At 65.2% G+C, this 14,597-nt stretch carries 13 protein-coding genes; 6 read left to right on the top strand and 7 right to left on the bottom strand.

What is annotated here, in order from left to right; genetic code table 11:
• Window positions 1–147: 147 nt before the first annotated feature.
• From tsaA to ACIP21_RS16340, 4 genes are all read right to left on the bottom strand, one after another.
• Window positions 148–843 carry a tRNA (N6-threonylcarbamoyladenosine(37)-N6)-methyltransferase TrmO gene (gene tsaA / locus ACIP21_RS16355; RefSeq protein WP_400689356.1) on the bottom strand — a complete coding sequence of 232 codons (696 nt, stop codon included), beginning with the start codon at window positions 841–843 and terminating at the stop codon, window positions 148–150.
• 6 nt (window positions 844–849) lie between these two features.
• Window positions 850–1,311, bottom strand: a complete 462-nt coding sequence (locus ACIP21_RS16350; RefSeq protein WP_400689353.1) for a DUF1456 family protein — start codon at window positions 1,309–1,311, stop codon at window positions 850–852.
• A 49-nt stretch (window positions 1,312–1,360) separates the two neighbouring features.
• Entirely contained in the window at window positions 1,361–2,071 is a 711-nt protein-coding gene (locus tag ACIP21_RS16345) for an rRNA pseudouridine synthase (protein ID WP_400689351.1), read from the bottom strand.
• Between the two features lie 96 nt (window positions 2,072–2,167).
• The gene (locus tag ACIP21_RS16340; protein ID WP_400689348.1) at window positions 2,168–2,635 is read right to left on the bottom strand and encodes a GNAT family N-acetyltransferase; all 468 of its coding nucleotides are present in this window, start codon (window positions 2,633–2,635) and stop codon (window positions 2,168–2,170) included.
• Between the two features lie 142 nt (window positions 2,636–2,777).
• Here ACIP21_RS16340 and ACIP21_RS16335 point away from each other — a divergent pair, with 142 nt between their 5' ends.
• The 5 genes from ACIP21_RS16335 (at window position 2,778) to ACIP21_RS16315 (ending at window position 6,838) form a co-directional block, all read left to right on the top strand.
• Complete coding sequence (locus tag ACIP21_RS16335) at window positions 2,778–2,909, top strand: hypothetical protein (RefSeq protein WP_400689507.1); 132 nt, start codon at window positions 2,778–2,780, stop codon at window positions 2,907–2,909.
• Window positions 2,878–3,399: a hypothetical protein gene (locus ACIP21_RS16330; RefSeq protein ID WP_400689502.1), complete on the top strand. Its 522-nt coding sequence runs from the start codon at window positions 2,878–2,880 to the stop codon at window positions 3,397–3,399. Before ACIP21_RS16335 ends, ACIP21_RS16330 begins: the two co-directional genes overlap by 32 nt.
• 131 nt (window positions 3,400–3,530) lie before the next feature.
• Window positions 3,531–4,376 (top strand): DUF6502 family protein, encoded by an 846-nt coding sequence (locus ACIP21_RS16325; RefSeq protein ID WP_400689346.1) that lies wholly within the window; start codon window positions 3,531–3,533, stop codon window positions 4,374–4,376.
• The gene (locus ACIP21_RS16320; RefSeq protein ID WP_400689343.1) at window positions 4,373–6,034 is read left to right on the top strand and encodes a DUF5666 domain-containing protein; all 1,662 of its coding nucleotides are present in this window, start codon (window positions 4,373–4,375) and stop codon (window positions 6,032–6,034) included. The genes ACIP21_RS16325 and ACIP21_RS16320 overlap by 4 nt, the downstream gene beginning before the upstream one ends.
• A gap of 54 nt (window positions 6,035–6,088) precedes the next feature.
• Window positions 6,089–6,838, top strand: coding sequence for a hypothetical protein (locus tag ACIP21_RS16315; protein WP_400689340.1), 750 nt, complete (start codon window positions 6,089–6,091; stop codon window positions 6,836–6,838).
• A gap of 73 nt (window positions 6,839–6,911) precedes the next feature.
• Here the strand turns inward: ACIP21_RS16315 and rimO are convergent, their stop codons facing one another.
• Window positions 6,912–8,243 (bottom strand): 30S ribosomal protein S12 methylthiotransferase RimO, encoded by a 1,332-nt coding sequence (gene rimO, locus ACIP21_RS16310; protein WP_400689337.1) that lies wholly within the window; start codon window positions 8,241–8,243, stop codon window positions 6,912–6,914.
• A 234-nt stretch (window positions 8,244–8,477) separates the two neighbouring features.
• Between rimO and ACIP21_RS16305 the strand changes: the two genes are divergently transcribed.
• On the top strand, window positions 8,478–10,388 hold the full coding sequence (locus ACIP21_RS16305) for a potassium transporter Kup (protein ID WP_400689334.1): 1,911 nt from the start codon (window positions 8,478–8,480) through the stop codon (window positions 10,386–10,388).
• 91 nt (window positions 10,389–10,479) lie between these two features.
• On the opposite strand, the gene ACIP21_RS16300 is transcribed toward ACIP21_RS16305, so the two are convergent.
• Both ACIP21_RS16300 and mprF read right to left on the bottom strand, forming a co-directional pair.
• The gene (locus ACIP21_RS16300) at window positions 10,480–11,772 is read right to left on the bottom strand and encodes a virulence factor family protein (protein WP_400689331.1); all 1,293 of its coding nucleotides are present in this window, start codon (window positions 11,770–11,772) and stop codon (window positions 10,480–10,482) included.
• On the bottom strand, window positions 11,772–14,414 hold the full coding sequence (gene mprF / locus ACIP21_RS16295; protein WP_400689328.1) for a bifunctional lysylphosphatidylglycerol flippase/synthetase MprF: 2,643 nt from the start codon (window positions 14,412–14,414) through the stop codon (window positions 11,772–11,774). The genes ACIP21_RS16300 and mprF overlap by 1 nt, the downstream gene beginning before the upstream one ends.
• Window positions 14,415–14,597 lie beyond the last annotated feature (183 nt).

Here is a 14,597-nt window from a genome sequence, read left to right as displayed (position 1 = left end):
GGCGAAGCGCAGCACAAAAAAACGCAGACCCGGGTCTGCGTTTTTTTATGCCTGCAACATGGAGGTTGCCTGAACTGGCCCTTTCGCGGGCAAGCCCGCTCCCACAGGTACTGCACAGTTCTTGAGCGCTGTGCAGTACCTGTGGGTTCAGCCCTCGCGCACCACTTCCAGCACCCGGATACGGTCCGGCTGCGGGTAATGCCACCTGACCTGCACGTCCCAGAACCTCACCCCGTACACCCGTTCCGCCGGGGGCACCTGGTAGGCCGGTCGCGGGTCCTGGGCCAGGCACTGCTCGATCAGCTCCACCAGCGGCTCGGCCAGGCGCAACCCGTGCTCGCGAGCCTGGGGCAGGGCAGTGTCGCTCCATTGCACCGCAATCGCTTCAGGCGCAGCGCTGGCCATCAGGTTGCTCGCCCCGGCCACGTTGTCGGCATAGGGTACATAAGGCTTGATATCCAGCACCGGTGTGCCGTCGAGCAGGTCGATCCCGGACAACAGCAGCCGCCCCGGCTCCACGCCTTCCAGGCGTACCACCGACTGGCCGATGCCATTCGGGCGGTGAGTGGCGCGGGTGGCGAATACGCCCATGCTCTTGTTGCCGCCCAGGCGCGGCGGGCGCACCTTCAAGCGTGGCTTTTCTTCCAGGGCCTGGTGGAACAGGAACAGCAGCCAGACATGGCTGACCTGCTCCAGCCCGGCCACGGCATCGCCCTGGTCGAACGGCGGCAGCAGCTCGAGCACGCCGCGTGCGGCGGGCGCCAGCTGCGGTTGACGCGGGATGGCGAACTTCTCCTTGAAACAGGAGCGGACGATGCCGACCGGCGCAACCGTATGCTGCATGGCCACTCAGCCGCGCACGCGCAGGGTCAGGCCCTTGAGGAAGTTGCGCAGCAACTGGTCGCCGCAAGGGCGGTAGTTGTCGTGCCCGACCTTGCGGAACAGCGCGCTGAGCTCGGGTTTGGACACCGGGAAATTGACCGCCTTGAGGATGGCGTGCAGGTCGTCTTCCTTGAGTTCGAAGGCCACCCGCAGTTTCTTGAGGATGGTGTTGTTGGTCACCGGCAGCTCGACCGGCTGCGGTGCACGGCTGTCATCCTTGCCGCGGCGGTGGATCACCAGGCCGTCGAGGAAGTGCGCCATGACCCGCTCCGGGCAGCGCACGAAGCCGGCTTCGTCTTCTTTCTTGAGGTAGGTGGCGAGCACGATCGGATTAACGTCGAGGCCGGACAGCGCGATGATCTCGGCCATCCTGGCGTCGTTCAGCTTGAGCATGTAGCGCAGGCTGCGCATGACATCGTTGTGGTTCATTGCTGCAAGAATCCTGTTCAGTAGCCACGCCCCAGGCGTGGCGCATTGCTTAGAAACGTTCGGTAGCCGCCAGGTAGCGCCACTGGCCCACGGGCAGCTTGCCCATCGACACGCCACCCACGCGGATGCGGCGCATGCCCAGCACTTCCAGGCGCAGGTAGGCGCACAGTTCGCTGAGCTGCCCTGGCTGCGGGTTCTTCACGACCATGCGCAAGTGGGTCTCGTTCTGCCAGCTGGCCTTGGCCCTGGGCAGTTCGCGGTCATTGCGCGTGGCGCCACGCGCCAGGCGTTCCAGCGCCTGGGGCGTGGTCTCGCCACGGACTTCGATGATGTATTCCTGCTCCATGCGGCGCAGGTCGGCGTCGATCTTGCGGGTCACGCGCCAATCCTGGGTGAACACCTGCAGGCCGCTGGCGCCGCGCTCCAGCGGTGCGATGCAGGACAGCCGGGCAAAATGCCCGTGCAGTGGGCGCACGCCTTCGCGGTGGGCCTCGCTGAGGTTGCCCATGTTGATGCTGGCACGGGCGCTTTCGCTGTCGACCTTGGCAGGTTGATGCATCAGCAGGGTTACCGGTTCCAGCGTGTCGGCACGTGCGCCCGGCAGCAGTTCGACGCGCTGTGCATCCACCTTGAATTGCGGTTGCTCGACGACCACGCCGTCGACCGTGACCCAGCCCCCTTCGATATACAGCTCGGCCTCCCGGCGAGAACAGCCGAGTTGCTCGATGAGGCGTTTGGACAGGCGGACGGGTTCGGACATGGGGCAATTCGCAACGTAGGGAAAGACCTACATTGTACCTGCCCCTAGCCGCTTGATGATGGGAATCTGTGGCAAATGCGCCATTTCAGACACGGCCTACGTCGTACCCCTGGGGAGCGCAGGACTCAGCCTCATGTGCAACAGGGGGTACGGCTGCCCCAGTCCATCCGTTTCCGACCGGCCGACCACTTCGAAGCCTTCGTGCAGGTAGAAACCCAGTGCTTGCGGGTTCTGCTCGTTGACGTCCAGGCGATCGGCATTCAATTCGTCTGTCGCATGGTGCAGCAAGCGCTTGCCTACCCCTTGACCACGGTAGGCCGGGGCCACGAACAGCATGTGCACATGGCCGTTGGCGACTCCGGCAAAGCCGCAGATGCGCTGGCGGTGCTTGCAGCAGACCAGCATCACCGCATCCAGGTAGCGGCGCAGCACCTGCTCGCGCAGCAACAGGATGTAGGCCTGCGGAAGAAAGTCATGGGTGGCGCGCACCGACTCTTCCCATATCTGCACCAGCGCGTCGTAATCGCTGTAGCGCGGGGTATGCAGCGTGAAAGGCGAAGGCATGCCGATGTTCCTCCAGGGCGATAGGGAAAACATAGCAGGGCAACCACCGGTCGACTTTGTTTGCGCGTCGCTTGCGGCGCTGATGGGAGAGGTCTATTAATTTTGTGTGGGAAAAAATCCCACGTAAATAAAGCGAAGATTGATGACCAGATTCCCGACGTTTCGTGGTGATTACCCGGAGACGGAAAATGCAAATTTACATGCTGTTCAAGAAGGCTTTGCTGGCGGCTGCCGTTGCTGGCGTGTTGTCGGCATCGAGCGTTTTGATACCTGATTTCATTTCCCATGGTTCCAGCGCCTACGCCAAAGATGGCGGCGGCGGCGGTGGGGGCCATGGTGGCGGAGGGGGTGGTGGTGGCCATGGCGGCGGCGGCGGAGGAGGAGGTGGTGGTGGACATGGCGGCGGTGGAAGCGGCGGCGGTCACGGTGGTGGTGGTAGCGGTGGCAGTGGCAGTGGCAGTGGCGGTGGCCATGCCGGCAACGGCGGCAGCGGCCATGACGCGGGCCAGGGCCACGATGGCAACTCGAACTCAGGGCGCAGCGGTACCCATGCCGAAGCGGGTGATGATCATGGCAATCACGTTGGCGGTGAGCCCGGTGACGATCATGGCAACCATGTCGGCGGTGAACCTGGCGACGATCGTGGTAATCACGTGGGGGGTGAACCTGGTGACGACCATGGCAATCATGTGGGCGGCGAACCGGGCGATGACCACGGTGTTCATGCCGGCGGCGAAGTCGGCGACGACAGCAGCCGGAGCTGAACGGCGCTGACGTCGAGCCCATACCAAACCCAAAGGACGGGTTTCGTATGGGCTTGCTGCCCGCGATTACCGTTCGTGTGGGACGTTTTCCCGCGTCATATACTGGGTTCATCTGCCAAGGAATGTGCCCAATGCAATCGCCCACCTTACCGCCATCGATGCTCAGCGCACTGCGCCGTGTTGTACGCCCCCTGGTGCGCCTGATGCTGCGCAAGGGGGTCACCTACAGCGTGTTCGCCGACCTGCTCAAGGATGTGTTCGTCGACGTCGCCGATCGCGAGTTCCGTCTCGACGACAAGCCACCTACCGACAGCCGTATCAGCCTGCTCACTGGCGTCCATCGCAAGGACGTCCGGCGTCTGCGTGGGGGCGGTGACAGGTCGGTTGCGGCCCTGCCCGAAAACATCACCCTGGGTGCCCAACTGGTCAGTGCCTGGACAGGCTGCCAGCCGTTCTGCTCCCCGGATGGCCAGCCGCTGGCGCTGCCGCGGCTGGCCAGCGTGGGTGGCGATTGTTCGTTCGATGGCCTTGTGGCGAAGATCAGCACCGACATCCGTGGCCGAGTGGTGCTGGACGAGTGGCTGCGCCTGGGGATTGTCCGGCTCGATGAGCAGGACTGCGTCCACCTCGAAGCCCAGGCATTCGTGCCGCAGAAGGGGTTCGATGAGAAAGCGGCATACTTCGGCCACAACCTGCATGATCACGCCTGCGCCGCGGTACACAACCTCAGTGGTGGCGGACAACCGTTTTTCGAACGCAGCGTGCACTACGACGCCCTGACCCCGGCCAGCGTCGGCACCTTGCGTGAAGTGGTCGCCAGGGATGGCATGCACGCGCTGCTCGCCTTCAACCGCTTGGCTGCAGAGCTCGAGGGGCAGGATGTACCTGCTGAAACGCAACGCCAGCGCATCACGGTGGGGTTGTACTTCTACTCGGAGCCCACCGGCGCCGATCCATCGAAGACCTCTGGCCCATGACTTCCCTCGCCCGTTGCCTCGGTGTTGTCACACTGATCCTGGGCTTCGGGCTGAGCCTTGCGCTGCCCATGCAGGCGGCTGCGGCGCCGGTCTGCGTCAGCCGTGACGAAGTAGGCATGGCCGGTGCAGCGGGCCTGCAGTCTCCAGGCGGGGTCGGTGGCACCGGCGCGCGCGACGACAACGGTGGCGTGGGAGGCACGGGCGCGGCGCAGCAACGTCCCGGTGGCACCGGGGGTACCGGAGCGGTCGCCGATGGAGTGGATGGCACCTCCCTCGATCATGGCCATGGCGGCATGGGCGGTACCGGGGCGCCGATCTTGCGCCCGGGCGGTACCGGTGGCACGGGGATCGTCGGCACCATCACCGGGTTCGCGTCGATCTGCGTCAACGGTCTGGAAGTGCACTATGGCAAAGACGTACCGGTCAGCGAGAACGGTGCTCCGGCCAATGGGGCGCATCTGGCCATCGGGCAGGTCGTGGCAGTTGAAGCGTTCGCCACCCGGCGCGGCCTGGAGGCCGGGCGCATCGCTATTCTGAATGTCTACGAGGGGCCGCTGACGGCGCTCCCGCATGCCTCGGCGCCGTTGCGTGTCATGGGCCAGCCGGTGCGGCTTGCGCCAGGGGCGCGGGTTGCCGAAGGCCTGCGTCCGGGCGAGCCGGTCAGGGTCAGCGGCCTGCGCGATGCCCAGGGTGAAGTGGTGGCCAGCCGCATCGAGCGGGCGCCGGAGCTCAGGGAAGCCAGCGCCATCGGTGCGATCGATCGTTTTGGCAACCTCCAGGGCTTGCAGCTCGGAACGCGCCTGGCGCCAGCGCGGGAAGCACTGGTGCGTGGCCAATGGACTGGCAACCAGCTGGAAGTCGCGCAAACCCGTGCCGACCCGAGCCTGCCTTTTGCCGGCCGTGTGCAGCATGCGGTGATCGAGGGGCTGGTGCAGCGCACCCAGGCACGGCAGTTGGTGGTCGGCGGCATCGATGTGACGCTGGGGCAGGATACCGTGATCGTCGGCCAGCAACCTGCGGCCATTGCGCTCGGCCAGCGGGTGCGGGTCAGCGGGGTATTGAGCGATACCCACGCGCTGCGTGCCACCCGGGTCGAGTTCCACGATGCTCGTGCAGGCAGCCCGGACCGGGGGCAGTCGGGACGTACCCGCGAGCACGGCAGCAGTGGCTCGGTGGACAGCGACAACAGCGACCGGGGTGCTGACAGGCGCAGCGCTGTGTCCGACGACCATGGCCATGACAGCGTCGAAAGCGTGGACAAGTCTGGCAAGTCGCAGGCTGTCGACACTGTGGAGCATTCCGGGAGCAGCAACAGCGGGCGTTCCGATCGCGTAGAAAAGGTCGAGAAGGTCGAGAAGGTTGAGAAGGTCGAGAAGGTCGAGAAGGTTGAGAAGGTTGAGAAGGTCGAGAAGGTAGAGAAGATCGAGCGGGTCGAAAAGGTTGAGAAAGTCGAACGGCCTGAGAAAGTAGAGAAGGTTGAGAAAGTCGAACGCGTCGAGAAAGTAGAAAAAGTCGAGCGGCCTGAAAAGGTCGAGAAGATCGAAAAAATCGAACGGCCCGAAAAGGTCGAGAAAGTGGAAAAGCTCGAAAAAGTAGAAAGGCCCGAGAAGGTGGAGGCCGCCGAAAAAGTGGAACGGCCTGAGCGATCCGGGCATTAGGCAACTAGGCTGGGGAAAGCCCGACCACATTTCCCCCGGTGTACCGAGGTGCCGATGAGACCTGTGCTCCCGCTGTTGGCCTGCCTGCTGTCATGCACCAGTGTGTCGAGCCCGGCGGACACGTTCTCCGCCGCCATCGGCATGGACTACTCCAGTGGCGATTATGGCACCGGCACCACGTCGGAAATCTGGTACGTGCCGCTGGTGGGCAAGTACGAAAGCGGCCCCATGACCTACAAGGTGACGGTGCCCTGGTTGCGCATCACCAATCCTGAAGTGGGCCCGGACGGCGACCCGCTGCCGGGTGGCTGCCGGGACGTGGAGAGCGGGTTGGGCGACACGGTTGCCAGTGCGGATTACGCGTTGCTCGACGGCAGTGCGGGCGGGTGGATGCTGGACCTGGTCGGCAAGGTCAAGTTTCCCACCGCCGACAAGCATCAGTGCCTGGGCACGGGCGAGTACGACTATACCGCCCAGCTGGATATCGCCAGGGCCTTCGGCCCCTTGACCGGTTTCGCGACCCTGGGCTGGAAGAAGTACGGTGACCCGTCCGGCAGCGATTTCAAGGACCCGCTGTTCGCCAGCCTCGGCTTTGCGGTTCCGGTGGCGACTCGCACGTCGGCGGGCGCGTCCTATGACTGGCGGGACAAAGTCGTCTCGACCGGCTCGCAGATCCAGGAACTGACCCTGTTCCTCACCCACAAGCTCAGCCAGGCGTGGAAGGTCCAGCTGTATGCGGTCAAGGGGTTTTCGGATGCCAGCCCGGATGCCGAGGGTGGCCTGATGCTCTTTCACACGTTCTGACAAAAAAGCCCCTGTCCCGGTCGTTCCTCGTCGAGGAGCAGCCGGGCAGGGGCTTTTCAGTTTTCAGCCGTGCTTAGATGGGCTCGGCCCACAGGTCGTATTCGTCGGCATCCACCACGCGGCAACGGACCTTGTCGCCCGGCTTGAAGCCGTGGTTGCCATCGATGAACACGCTGCCGTCGATTTCCGGCGCGTCGAAGAAGCTGCGGCCTACCGAGCCCTGTTCTTCCACTTCATCGATCAGCACGTCGATTTCCTTGCCGATGCGCAGTTGCAGGCGGGCGGCGCTGATCGCCTGCTGATGGGCCATGAAGCGGTCCCAACGGTCCTGCTTGATGTCGTCCGGCACTTCGTCCAGGCCCAGGTCGTTGGCCGGGGCGCCTTCGACCGGCGAGTACTGGAAGCAGCCGACGCGGTCGAGCTGGGCTTCGGTCAGCCAGTCGAGCAGGTACTGGAAATCTTCCTCGGTCTCGCCCGGGAAGCCGACGATGAAGGTCGAACGGATCACCAGCTCGGGGCACTGTTCGCGCCAGTTCTTGATGCGCGCCAGGGTGCGGTCTTCGAAGGCCGGGCGCTTCATCGACTTGAGCACCTTGGGGCTGGCGTGCTGGAACGGGATGTCCAGGTACGGCAGGATCTTGCCGGCAGCCATCAGCGGGATCACGTCGTCGACGTTCGGGTACGGGTACACGTAGTGCAGGCGCACCCAGGCGCCCAGGCTGCTCAGGGCCTCGCACAGCTCGAGCATGCGAGTCTTGACCGGGCGGCCGTTCCAGAAGTCGGTCTTGTACTTGACGTCGACGCCGTAGGCGCTGGTGTCCTGGGAAATCACCAGGATCTCCTTGACGCCGGCCTTGACCAGGCGCTCGGCCTCGCTCAGCACTTCACCGACCGGACGGCTGACCAGCTTGCCGCGCATCGACGGGATGATGCAGAAGCTGCAGCTGTGGTTGCAGCCTTCGGAAATCTTCAGGTAGGCGTAGTGGCGCGGGGTCAGCTTGACGCCCTGTGGCGGCACCAGGTCGATCAGCGGGTTGTGGTCCTGGCGTGGCGGCACCACCTCGTGCACGGCGTTGACCACCTGCTCGTACTGCTGCGGGCCGGAAACCGACAGCACGCTCGGGTGCACGTCGCGGATGTTGCCTTCCTCGACGCCCATGCAGCCGGTGACGATGACCTTGCCGTTTTCCTTGATCGCTTCGCCGATCACTTCCAGCGACTCGGCCTTGGCGCTGTCGATGAAGCCGCAGGTGTTGACCACCACCACGTCGGCGTCCTCGTAGGTGGGCACGACTTCATAGCCTTCCATGCGCAGCTGGGTCAGGATGCGCTCGGAATCGACCAGGGCTTTCGGGCAACCCAGGCTGACGAAACCAACCTTGGGGGTGGCGGGAGTGGTGGACATGACTAACCTCGGTATTGAATACAGTTCGCCCAGCCATAGCGGGGGCGAGCTTGACGGGCGCTTGCGGCGCCTCTGATCAAAAAGTGCGCAATTCTAGCGAGCGGAAGGTCGCTTGACCAGCAGAAAAGCGACGAACGCTGCGCTATGCTTCGCGCCGTTGCGCCGGGGTCGCTGCAAGGCCTTGGCGTCGAAGTGAATTCTACCGGCTGGCAAGGCCGTCTGCGGGAGTGGTCGATGGTTCAGGCAAGCAGTCATGCCGAGGGCGGGCACGCGGGCAAGCAAGGCGCGGCAAGGTCGCTGGGCCTGCTCGTGGCCGCGGTCGGGGTAGTCTATGGCGATATCGGCACCAGCCCGCTGTACACCCTCAAGGAAGTCTTCAGCGGCGGTTACGGGGTGCCGGTCAACCATGATGGCGTGCTCGGGATCCTGTCGCTGATCCTCTGGTCGCTGCTGTGGGTGGTGTCGTTCAAGTACATCATGTTCATCCTGCGCGCCGACAACCAGGGCGAGGGCGGCACCATGGCGCTCACTGCACTGGCCCTGCGCGCGACGGCGGCATACCCGCGGCTGCGCACATTGATGCTCATCTGCGGGCTGATCGGCGCCTCGCTGTTCTACGGTGACAGCATGATCACCCCGGCGGTGTCGGTGCTGTCGGCGGTCGAAGGCATGGGCCTGGCGTTCGAGGGCATCGACCACTGGGTGGTGCCGATCTCGCTGGTGGTGCTGGTGGCGCTGTTCGTGGTGCAAAAACACGGCACCGAGAAGATCGGCAAGCTGTTCGGGCCGATCATGGTCACCTGGTTCCTGGCGCTGGCCGCCCTGGGCGTGCATGGCATCGGCCAGAGCCCGGAAGTGCTCAAGGCCTTCAATCCGGCCTGGGCGGTCAACTTCTTCATCGTTCACCCTGGCATGGGGGTCGCCATTCTCGGTGCGGTGGTGCTGGCGCTGACCGGCGCCGAGGCGCTGTACGCCGACATGGGGCACTTCGGCCGCAAGCCGATCGCCCGTGCCTGGTTCGCCCTGGTGCTGCCGGCGCTGGTACTCAACTACTTCGGCCAGGGCGCGCTGCTGCTGCAGAACCCTGAGGCGGCGCGCAACCCGTTCTACCTGCTGGCGCCAGGCTGGGCGCTGCTGCCGATGGTCGGGCTGGCGACGATGGCCACGGTGATTGCCTCCCAGGCGGTGATTTCGGGGGCCTTCTCGCTGACCCGCCAGGCCATCCAGCTGGGCTATATCCCGCGCATGCAGATCCAGCATACCTCCAGTGACGAGCAGGGGCAGATCTACATCGGCGCGGTGAACTGGACGCTGATGGTCGGCGTGGTGCTGCTGGTGATCGGCTTCGAGTCGTCCGGTGCGCTGGCGGCGGCCTACGGTGTGGCGGTGACCGGAACCATGCTGATGACCAGCATCCTGGTGGCGTCGGTGATGCTGCTGCTGTGGAAGTGGCCGCCGCTGCTGGCCGTGCCGCTGGTGGTCTGTTTCCTGCTGGTCGATGGCCTGTACTTCGCTGCCAACGTGCCCAAGATCATCCAGGGCGGCGCTTTCCCGGTGCTGGCGGGCATCGTGCTGTACCTGCTGATGAGCACCTGGAAGCGCGGCAAGCAGATCCTGGTCGAGCGCATCGATGAAGGCGGCTTGCCGCTGCAGGTGTTCATCAGCAGCATCCGCGTGCAGCCACCGCACCGGGTCGAAGGCACGGCGGTGTTCCTCACCGCGCGCGCCGATGCCGTGCCCCATGCGCTGTTGCACAACATGTTGCACAACCAGGTGCTGCACAGCCAGGTGGTGCTGCTGACGGTGGTCAGCGAGGACCGCCCGCGGGTGCCGGAGCAGGAGCGCTTCGAGGTGGAGGCCTATGGCGATGGGTTCTTCCGGGTGCTGCTGCACTTTGGCTTCATGGACGAGCCGGACGTGCCGGCGGCGTTGAAGCTATGTCACCTGGACGAACTGGACTTCAGCCCGATGCGCACTACCTATTTCCTCAGCCGGGAAACGGTGATCGCGTCGCGTCTGGAGGGAATGTCGCGCTGGCGCGGGAACCTGTTCGCGTTCCTGCTGAAGAATGCCAACGGCAACTTGCGCTTCTTCAACCTGCCGTTGAACCGGGTGATCGAGCTGGGAACCCAGGTCGAGATCTGAATTGCAACCTGTTCGCGGGTAAACCCGCTCTCACAGGGGAAATGCGTCACCTGTGGGAGCGGGTTTACCCGCGAATGGCCATCAAGCGGTTTCAGTTCTGCGAAGCGACGCTGGACTTGCCCTGGCGGGTCTCGATCTCGTCGATCAGGCGCTTGGCCAGCGCCGGGTAGTTCTCGTCGAAGTGGTGGCCGCCTGGCAGCTTCATGCGCTCGCCCACTGCGGTCTTGTCGGTGCAACCGCTCTCGTCGGTTTCTTCCACACCGTACACGCATACCACCTTGGATGCCGGCAGCCTGGCCATTTCCGGCCCGGTCGGTGCTTCCTGGCCTTCCTTGCCCAGCCAGCCCTCGACCTCGATCTCGAAGCTGCCGCTGCGGGCGAAGGCCAGCAGCACGACGGCATCGATACGCTGCTGGTCTTCGGCCGGCAGGCGGTTGTAGATGGCCGGCAGCACGTCGGCACCGAACGAGTAGCCGGTCAGCACGAAGCGCTTGGTGCCCCACTTCTGACGGTAGTGCTGCATCAGCTCCGACAGGTCGGCGGCGCTTTGCTCCGGGGTCTTGTGCTGCCAGTAGTAACGCAGGGTGTCGATACCCACCACTGGGTAGCCAAGCTTGGCCATTTCACCGGCCACGTCACGATCGAGGTCGCGCCAGCCGCCGTCACCGGAGAGGAACAGGGTGACGGTGTCGGTGGTCTGCCCGGCCGGGACTTCCACTACCGGAATGGCCAGGGCGTTGCCGTCACGACCGACCAGGGCCTGGGTCAGCTGCGCCTTGAGTACCTGGGGCAGGTGGATGTCGTAGTCGCTGATGCTGGTTTCGGCGTTGGCCTGGTCGCGCACGAAGGCGGCGCTGGCGTCGTCCGGGTTGTCGTTCCAGGCCACGTTCCAGTGACCGTGGGCGGCCGTTTTCGGCAGCTCGGCCTTGCAGCCAGGTTGCTCCAGGGTGAAGTCCACCGAGATCGCCCGCGCCTTGTCGTCGCTCTGGCCGGCCAGCCAGCGCCAGGCCTGGGCCGCGCCTGGGCCGATACCGGCGACCAGGGTCGGCTTGTCGGCCAATTGGCTCTCGGCCTGGGTCATGGCCTGCTGCTGCTTGGCGCAGTCGTTTGGCGGCAGGATCACCTGCACCAGCTGCGCTTCTCCGGCCTGGCTCAGGTCCAGTAGCTGCTTGTCGGTCAGCGCCTGCTCCTGGGGCACGCCGATGACCACCCGGGCCTTGGCGTGCACGCCTGGGGTGACGCGGGTGAGGTTGGTGTCATCGAGGGTCAACTGCTCCAGGCGTGCTTCGGGGGCCGGGCGGGCCCATAGCCAGAAGGCGCTGGCGCCGGCCAGGGCGGCCAGCAGCAGGGGAATCAGTACGTACAGCCAGTAGCGTCGGATCATCAGCGTTTCACCAATCCAGTCAGGCCGCCGGCAATCAGGGCGGCAGTATCGGCCAATGCAACCAGCGGGTCGAGCCCGGCCGGCACGGCCATGTAACGAGGTTCCCAGTCCGGCTGGAACTTGTCCTTGAAGCGCCGCAGACCCTGGAAGTTGTAGAGCTGTTCGCCACGGCGGAACACCATCGAACCCAGTCGCTGGGTCAAAGGGGCGCCGCGCCGTGGCTGCAGGCCGGAGAGCGGTACCATGCCCAGGCTGAAACGCCCGTAGTCATGGCTTTTGTAATGCAGGATCAGGCCGATCATCATGAATTCCATGGTCAGCTTCGGCGCCTCGGGGTGAGCGCGCATCAGGTCGAGGCTGGCCAGTTCGTTGCTGTGGGTTTCCAGCAGGTTGGCAAAGGCCACCGGCCGACCCTGGAAACGAATCAGGGCGATGCGGAAGTGCTGCAGGTATTCAGGGCTGAACCGCCCCAGCGAGAAGCCTTTCTCGCGCACGTTCTTGCCCGTGAGCCAGGCGTCGGAGATTTCCTTGAGCTCGCTCAGCGGTGCCTGCCCCGGTTCGTGGATCTCCAGGCTCAGGCCATCCCGGCCGCCGCGGTTCCAGGTGTAGCGCAGGTCTTTCATTTCCTTGCCCTTGGCTTCGAGGTCGAAGCGGCGCAGGTCGACCCGTGCCTCCTCGCCCAGCTTCAGGGCGGTCAAGCCGATGTCCATGTAGAACGGCAGGTTCTCCGCGCGCACCTGGTAGAACACCGGGCGGGCGTGGTGCAGGTCGCACAGGTCGCGGAACTGCCAGATCATCTCGGCACGTTCCTGGGCCGGGCCGATCGGGTCGTACAGCGCCACCAGGCTGCGGCCACGGCGGGCATACATGAGGAAGGCATTGTCGCTGGGGTGGAACAGCAAGGCCTTGTCGCCGGTCAAGGCCAGGCCGCCGTCGGGCTGGTCGGAAGCCAGCAGGATGCGGTTGGCCCGTTGCAGCTCGCTGTCGTCGGGCAGGTGGATGACCGGGCGGGCAGTGCGCAGCAGCCAGGTCAGGGCGACGATCACCAGCAGCACCGCGCTGCCCAGGGCGGCGCGCAGGCCCCGGGGGGCGTCGGCGTCGAGGGTGAATTGCCACCACAGCTTGTGGGTGTAGGGCACGTCCTGGTAGGCGAACAGCAGCAGCCATACCGACGCGCCGACCACGCAGGCGCTGGCCACCAGGTACACCGGCGAGAACGGCAGCTCCAGCAGCCGGCTCGGGCGATAGAACGAGCGGCGGAAAATCGCCAGCAGGGCGGCGGTCATGGTCAGCAGGCTGGCTTCTTCCCAGTCGAAGCCCTTGAGCAGCGACAGCAGCGCACCGACCAGCAGCAGCACGGTGGTCAGCAGCCAGGCCGCCGACAGGCGCCGGCGCAGGCCTTGGGCCAGCAGCAGGCAGAGCACGCCGATCAGGCTGGCGCCGAAGTGCGAGGCGTCGATCAGCCGGTGCGGCACCAAAAAGCCCATGTGCTCCAGGCGCGTGTCGATTTCCGGGGTGGCGCCGGAAAACAGCAGCACCACGCCGGACAGGAACACCAGGATCGCCAGGATCGGCGCACCCAGGCCCGAGGCCGCCTTGATCGCTTGCTGGGCGAACAGCAGGCGGCGGGCTTCGTTGGCCAGCAGCAGCACGCAGGCCAGCAGCAATGGCAGGACCACGTAGATCAGGCGGTACAGCAGCAGAGCGGCGGCCAGGGGGGCCGCGCCGAGCTGGTCGGCGAAGGCGGCCAGCAGGATGGCTTCGAATACCCCGACCCCACCCGGCACATGGCTGAGCACGCCAGCCGCCAGGGCCAGCAGGTAGACCAGCACGAAAGCGCCAAAGGGCGGGGCTTCGGGCAGCAGCAGGTAGAGCACGGTGGCGGCCGCGGCCACGTCCAGTGCGGTGATCAGCAGTTGCAGGGCTGCCAGGCGGCCGCCCGGCAGGCGCAGGCTGCGGCGGCCGAGTTGCACCAGCAGGTTGTCGGCCATGGGTTGTTCCGGCAGGCGACGACGGTACAGCCCGATCACCAGCACCGCGGTGATGGCCAGCACGGCGATGGCAATCGCCGCCAGCACGCCGGCCGGCAGGCGCAGGGCGGTGGCTGCGGCTGGCAGGTTGCTCAACGTCGCCAGTGCCGCCAGTGGGGGCAGCGCGCAACCCAGGGAGAGGCTGGCGAACACGGTCATCCGTGCCACCTCGGCGGCGCCGAGCCCTTGGCGGGCATACAGGCGGTAGCGCACCGAACCGCCGGACAGCATCGACAGGCCGATGGCATTGCCGATGGCGAAGGCGCTGAAGCCGCCCATCACCAAGGTCTTGGCGGGCAGCTTGACGGCGGCGTAACGGCTGGCCGACCACTCGTAGCCCAGCAGGATCACGAAGCCGATCACAGTCGCCAGCAGGGCGCCGATCAACGATTGTGCCGGAACCTCGAGCATCGCGTCGTGCAAGGCATAGATGTCCAGTTCGCTCAGCAGGTGGCGACAGGCAATCAGGGCCAGGGCAAACAGCAGCAGTGTCACCCCAAGGCTGATCGGCTGGCGATAGCGGCTCAACCGCTCCAGCCAGGGCAGGCGCTGGGCAGCCGTCGGCAACGCCGAGGCGAGCGGCACCTGGGGTTCTGGGTTATGGGAAGTCATGAGGTGCCTCGAGCGTCATGCGCGAGGCGGGGGAGAGCTGCGGCCAAGTGAAAGTCCCTTAGGAAAACGTATCCAGATATTACTCCGGGCAACGTTACTTTCAGTCGTCCGGCAGTGTTAAAGATAGTTCATGCTCAAGTCGAGCCCTCAAGACGGAGGGTTCACGAGAGTGTAGGGGATTTT

Origin of the sequence: Pseudomonas sp. NPDC089401, from assembly GCF_044749485.1 — a bacterium.
Lineage (GTDB): Bacteria > Pseudomonadota > Gammaproteobacteria > Pseudomonadales > Pseudomonadaceae > Aquipseudomonas.
This window is presented reverse-complemented; position numbering and strand designations above follow the sequence as displayed.

Excerpts from the sequence above, each read along its gene's own strand:
- ACIP21_RS16340 (WP_400689348.1), bottom strand. The coding sequence starts at position 2,635 with ATGCCTTCGCCTTTCACGCTGCATACCCCGCGCTACAGCGATTACGAC.
- rimO (WP_400689337.1), bottom strand. The coding sequence starts at position 8,243 with ATGTCCACCACTCCCGCCACCCCCAAGGTTGGTTTCGTCAGCCTGGGT.
- ACIP21_RS16325 (WP_400689346.1), top strand. The coding sequence starts at position 3,531 with ATGCAATCGCCCACCTTACCGCCATCGATGCTCAGCGCACTGCGCCGT.
- ACIP21_RS16305 (WP_400689334.1), top strand. The coding sequence starts at position 8,478 with ATGGTTCAGGCAAGCAGTCATGCCGAGGGCGGGCACGCGGGCAAGCAA.
- ACIP21_RS16335 (WP_400689507.1), top strand. The coding sequence starts at position 2,778 with ATGACCAGATTCCCGACGTTTCGTGGTGATTACCCGGAGACGGAAAAT.
- ACIP21_RS16345 (WP_400689351.1), bottom strand. The coding sequence starts at position 2,071 with ATGTCCGAACCCGTCCGCCTGTCCAAACGCCTCATCGAGCAACTCGGC.
- ACIP21_RS16320 (WP_400689343.1), top strand. The coding sequence starts at position 4,373 with ATGACTTCCCTCGCCCGTTGCCTCGGTGTTGTCACACTGATCCTGGGC.
- tsaA (WP_400689356.1), bottom strand. The coding sequence starts at position 843 with ATGCAGCATACGGTTGCGCCGGTCGGCATCGTCCGCTCCTGTTTCAAG.
- ACIP21_RS16300 (WP_400689331.1), bottom strand. The coding sequence starts at position 11,772 with ATGATCCGACGCTACTGGCTGTACGTACTGATTCCCCTGCTGCTGGCC.
- mprF (WP_400689328.1), bottom strand. The coding sequence starts at position 14,414 with ATGACTTCCCATAACCCAGAACCCCAGGTGCCGCTCGCCTCGGCGTTG.
- ACIP21_RS16350 (WP_400689353.1), bottom strand. The coding sequence starts at position 1,311 with ATGAACCACAACGATGTCATGCGCAGCCTGCGCTACATGCTCAAGCTG.
- ACIP21_RS16315 (WP_400689340.1), top strand. The coding sequence starts at position 6,089 with ATGAGACCTGTGCTCCCGCTGTTGGCCTGCCTGCTGTCATGCACCAGT.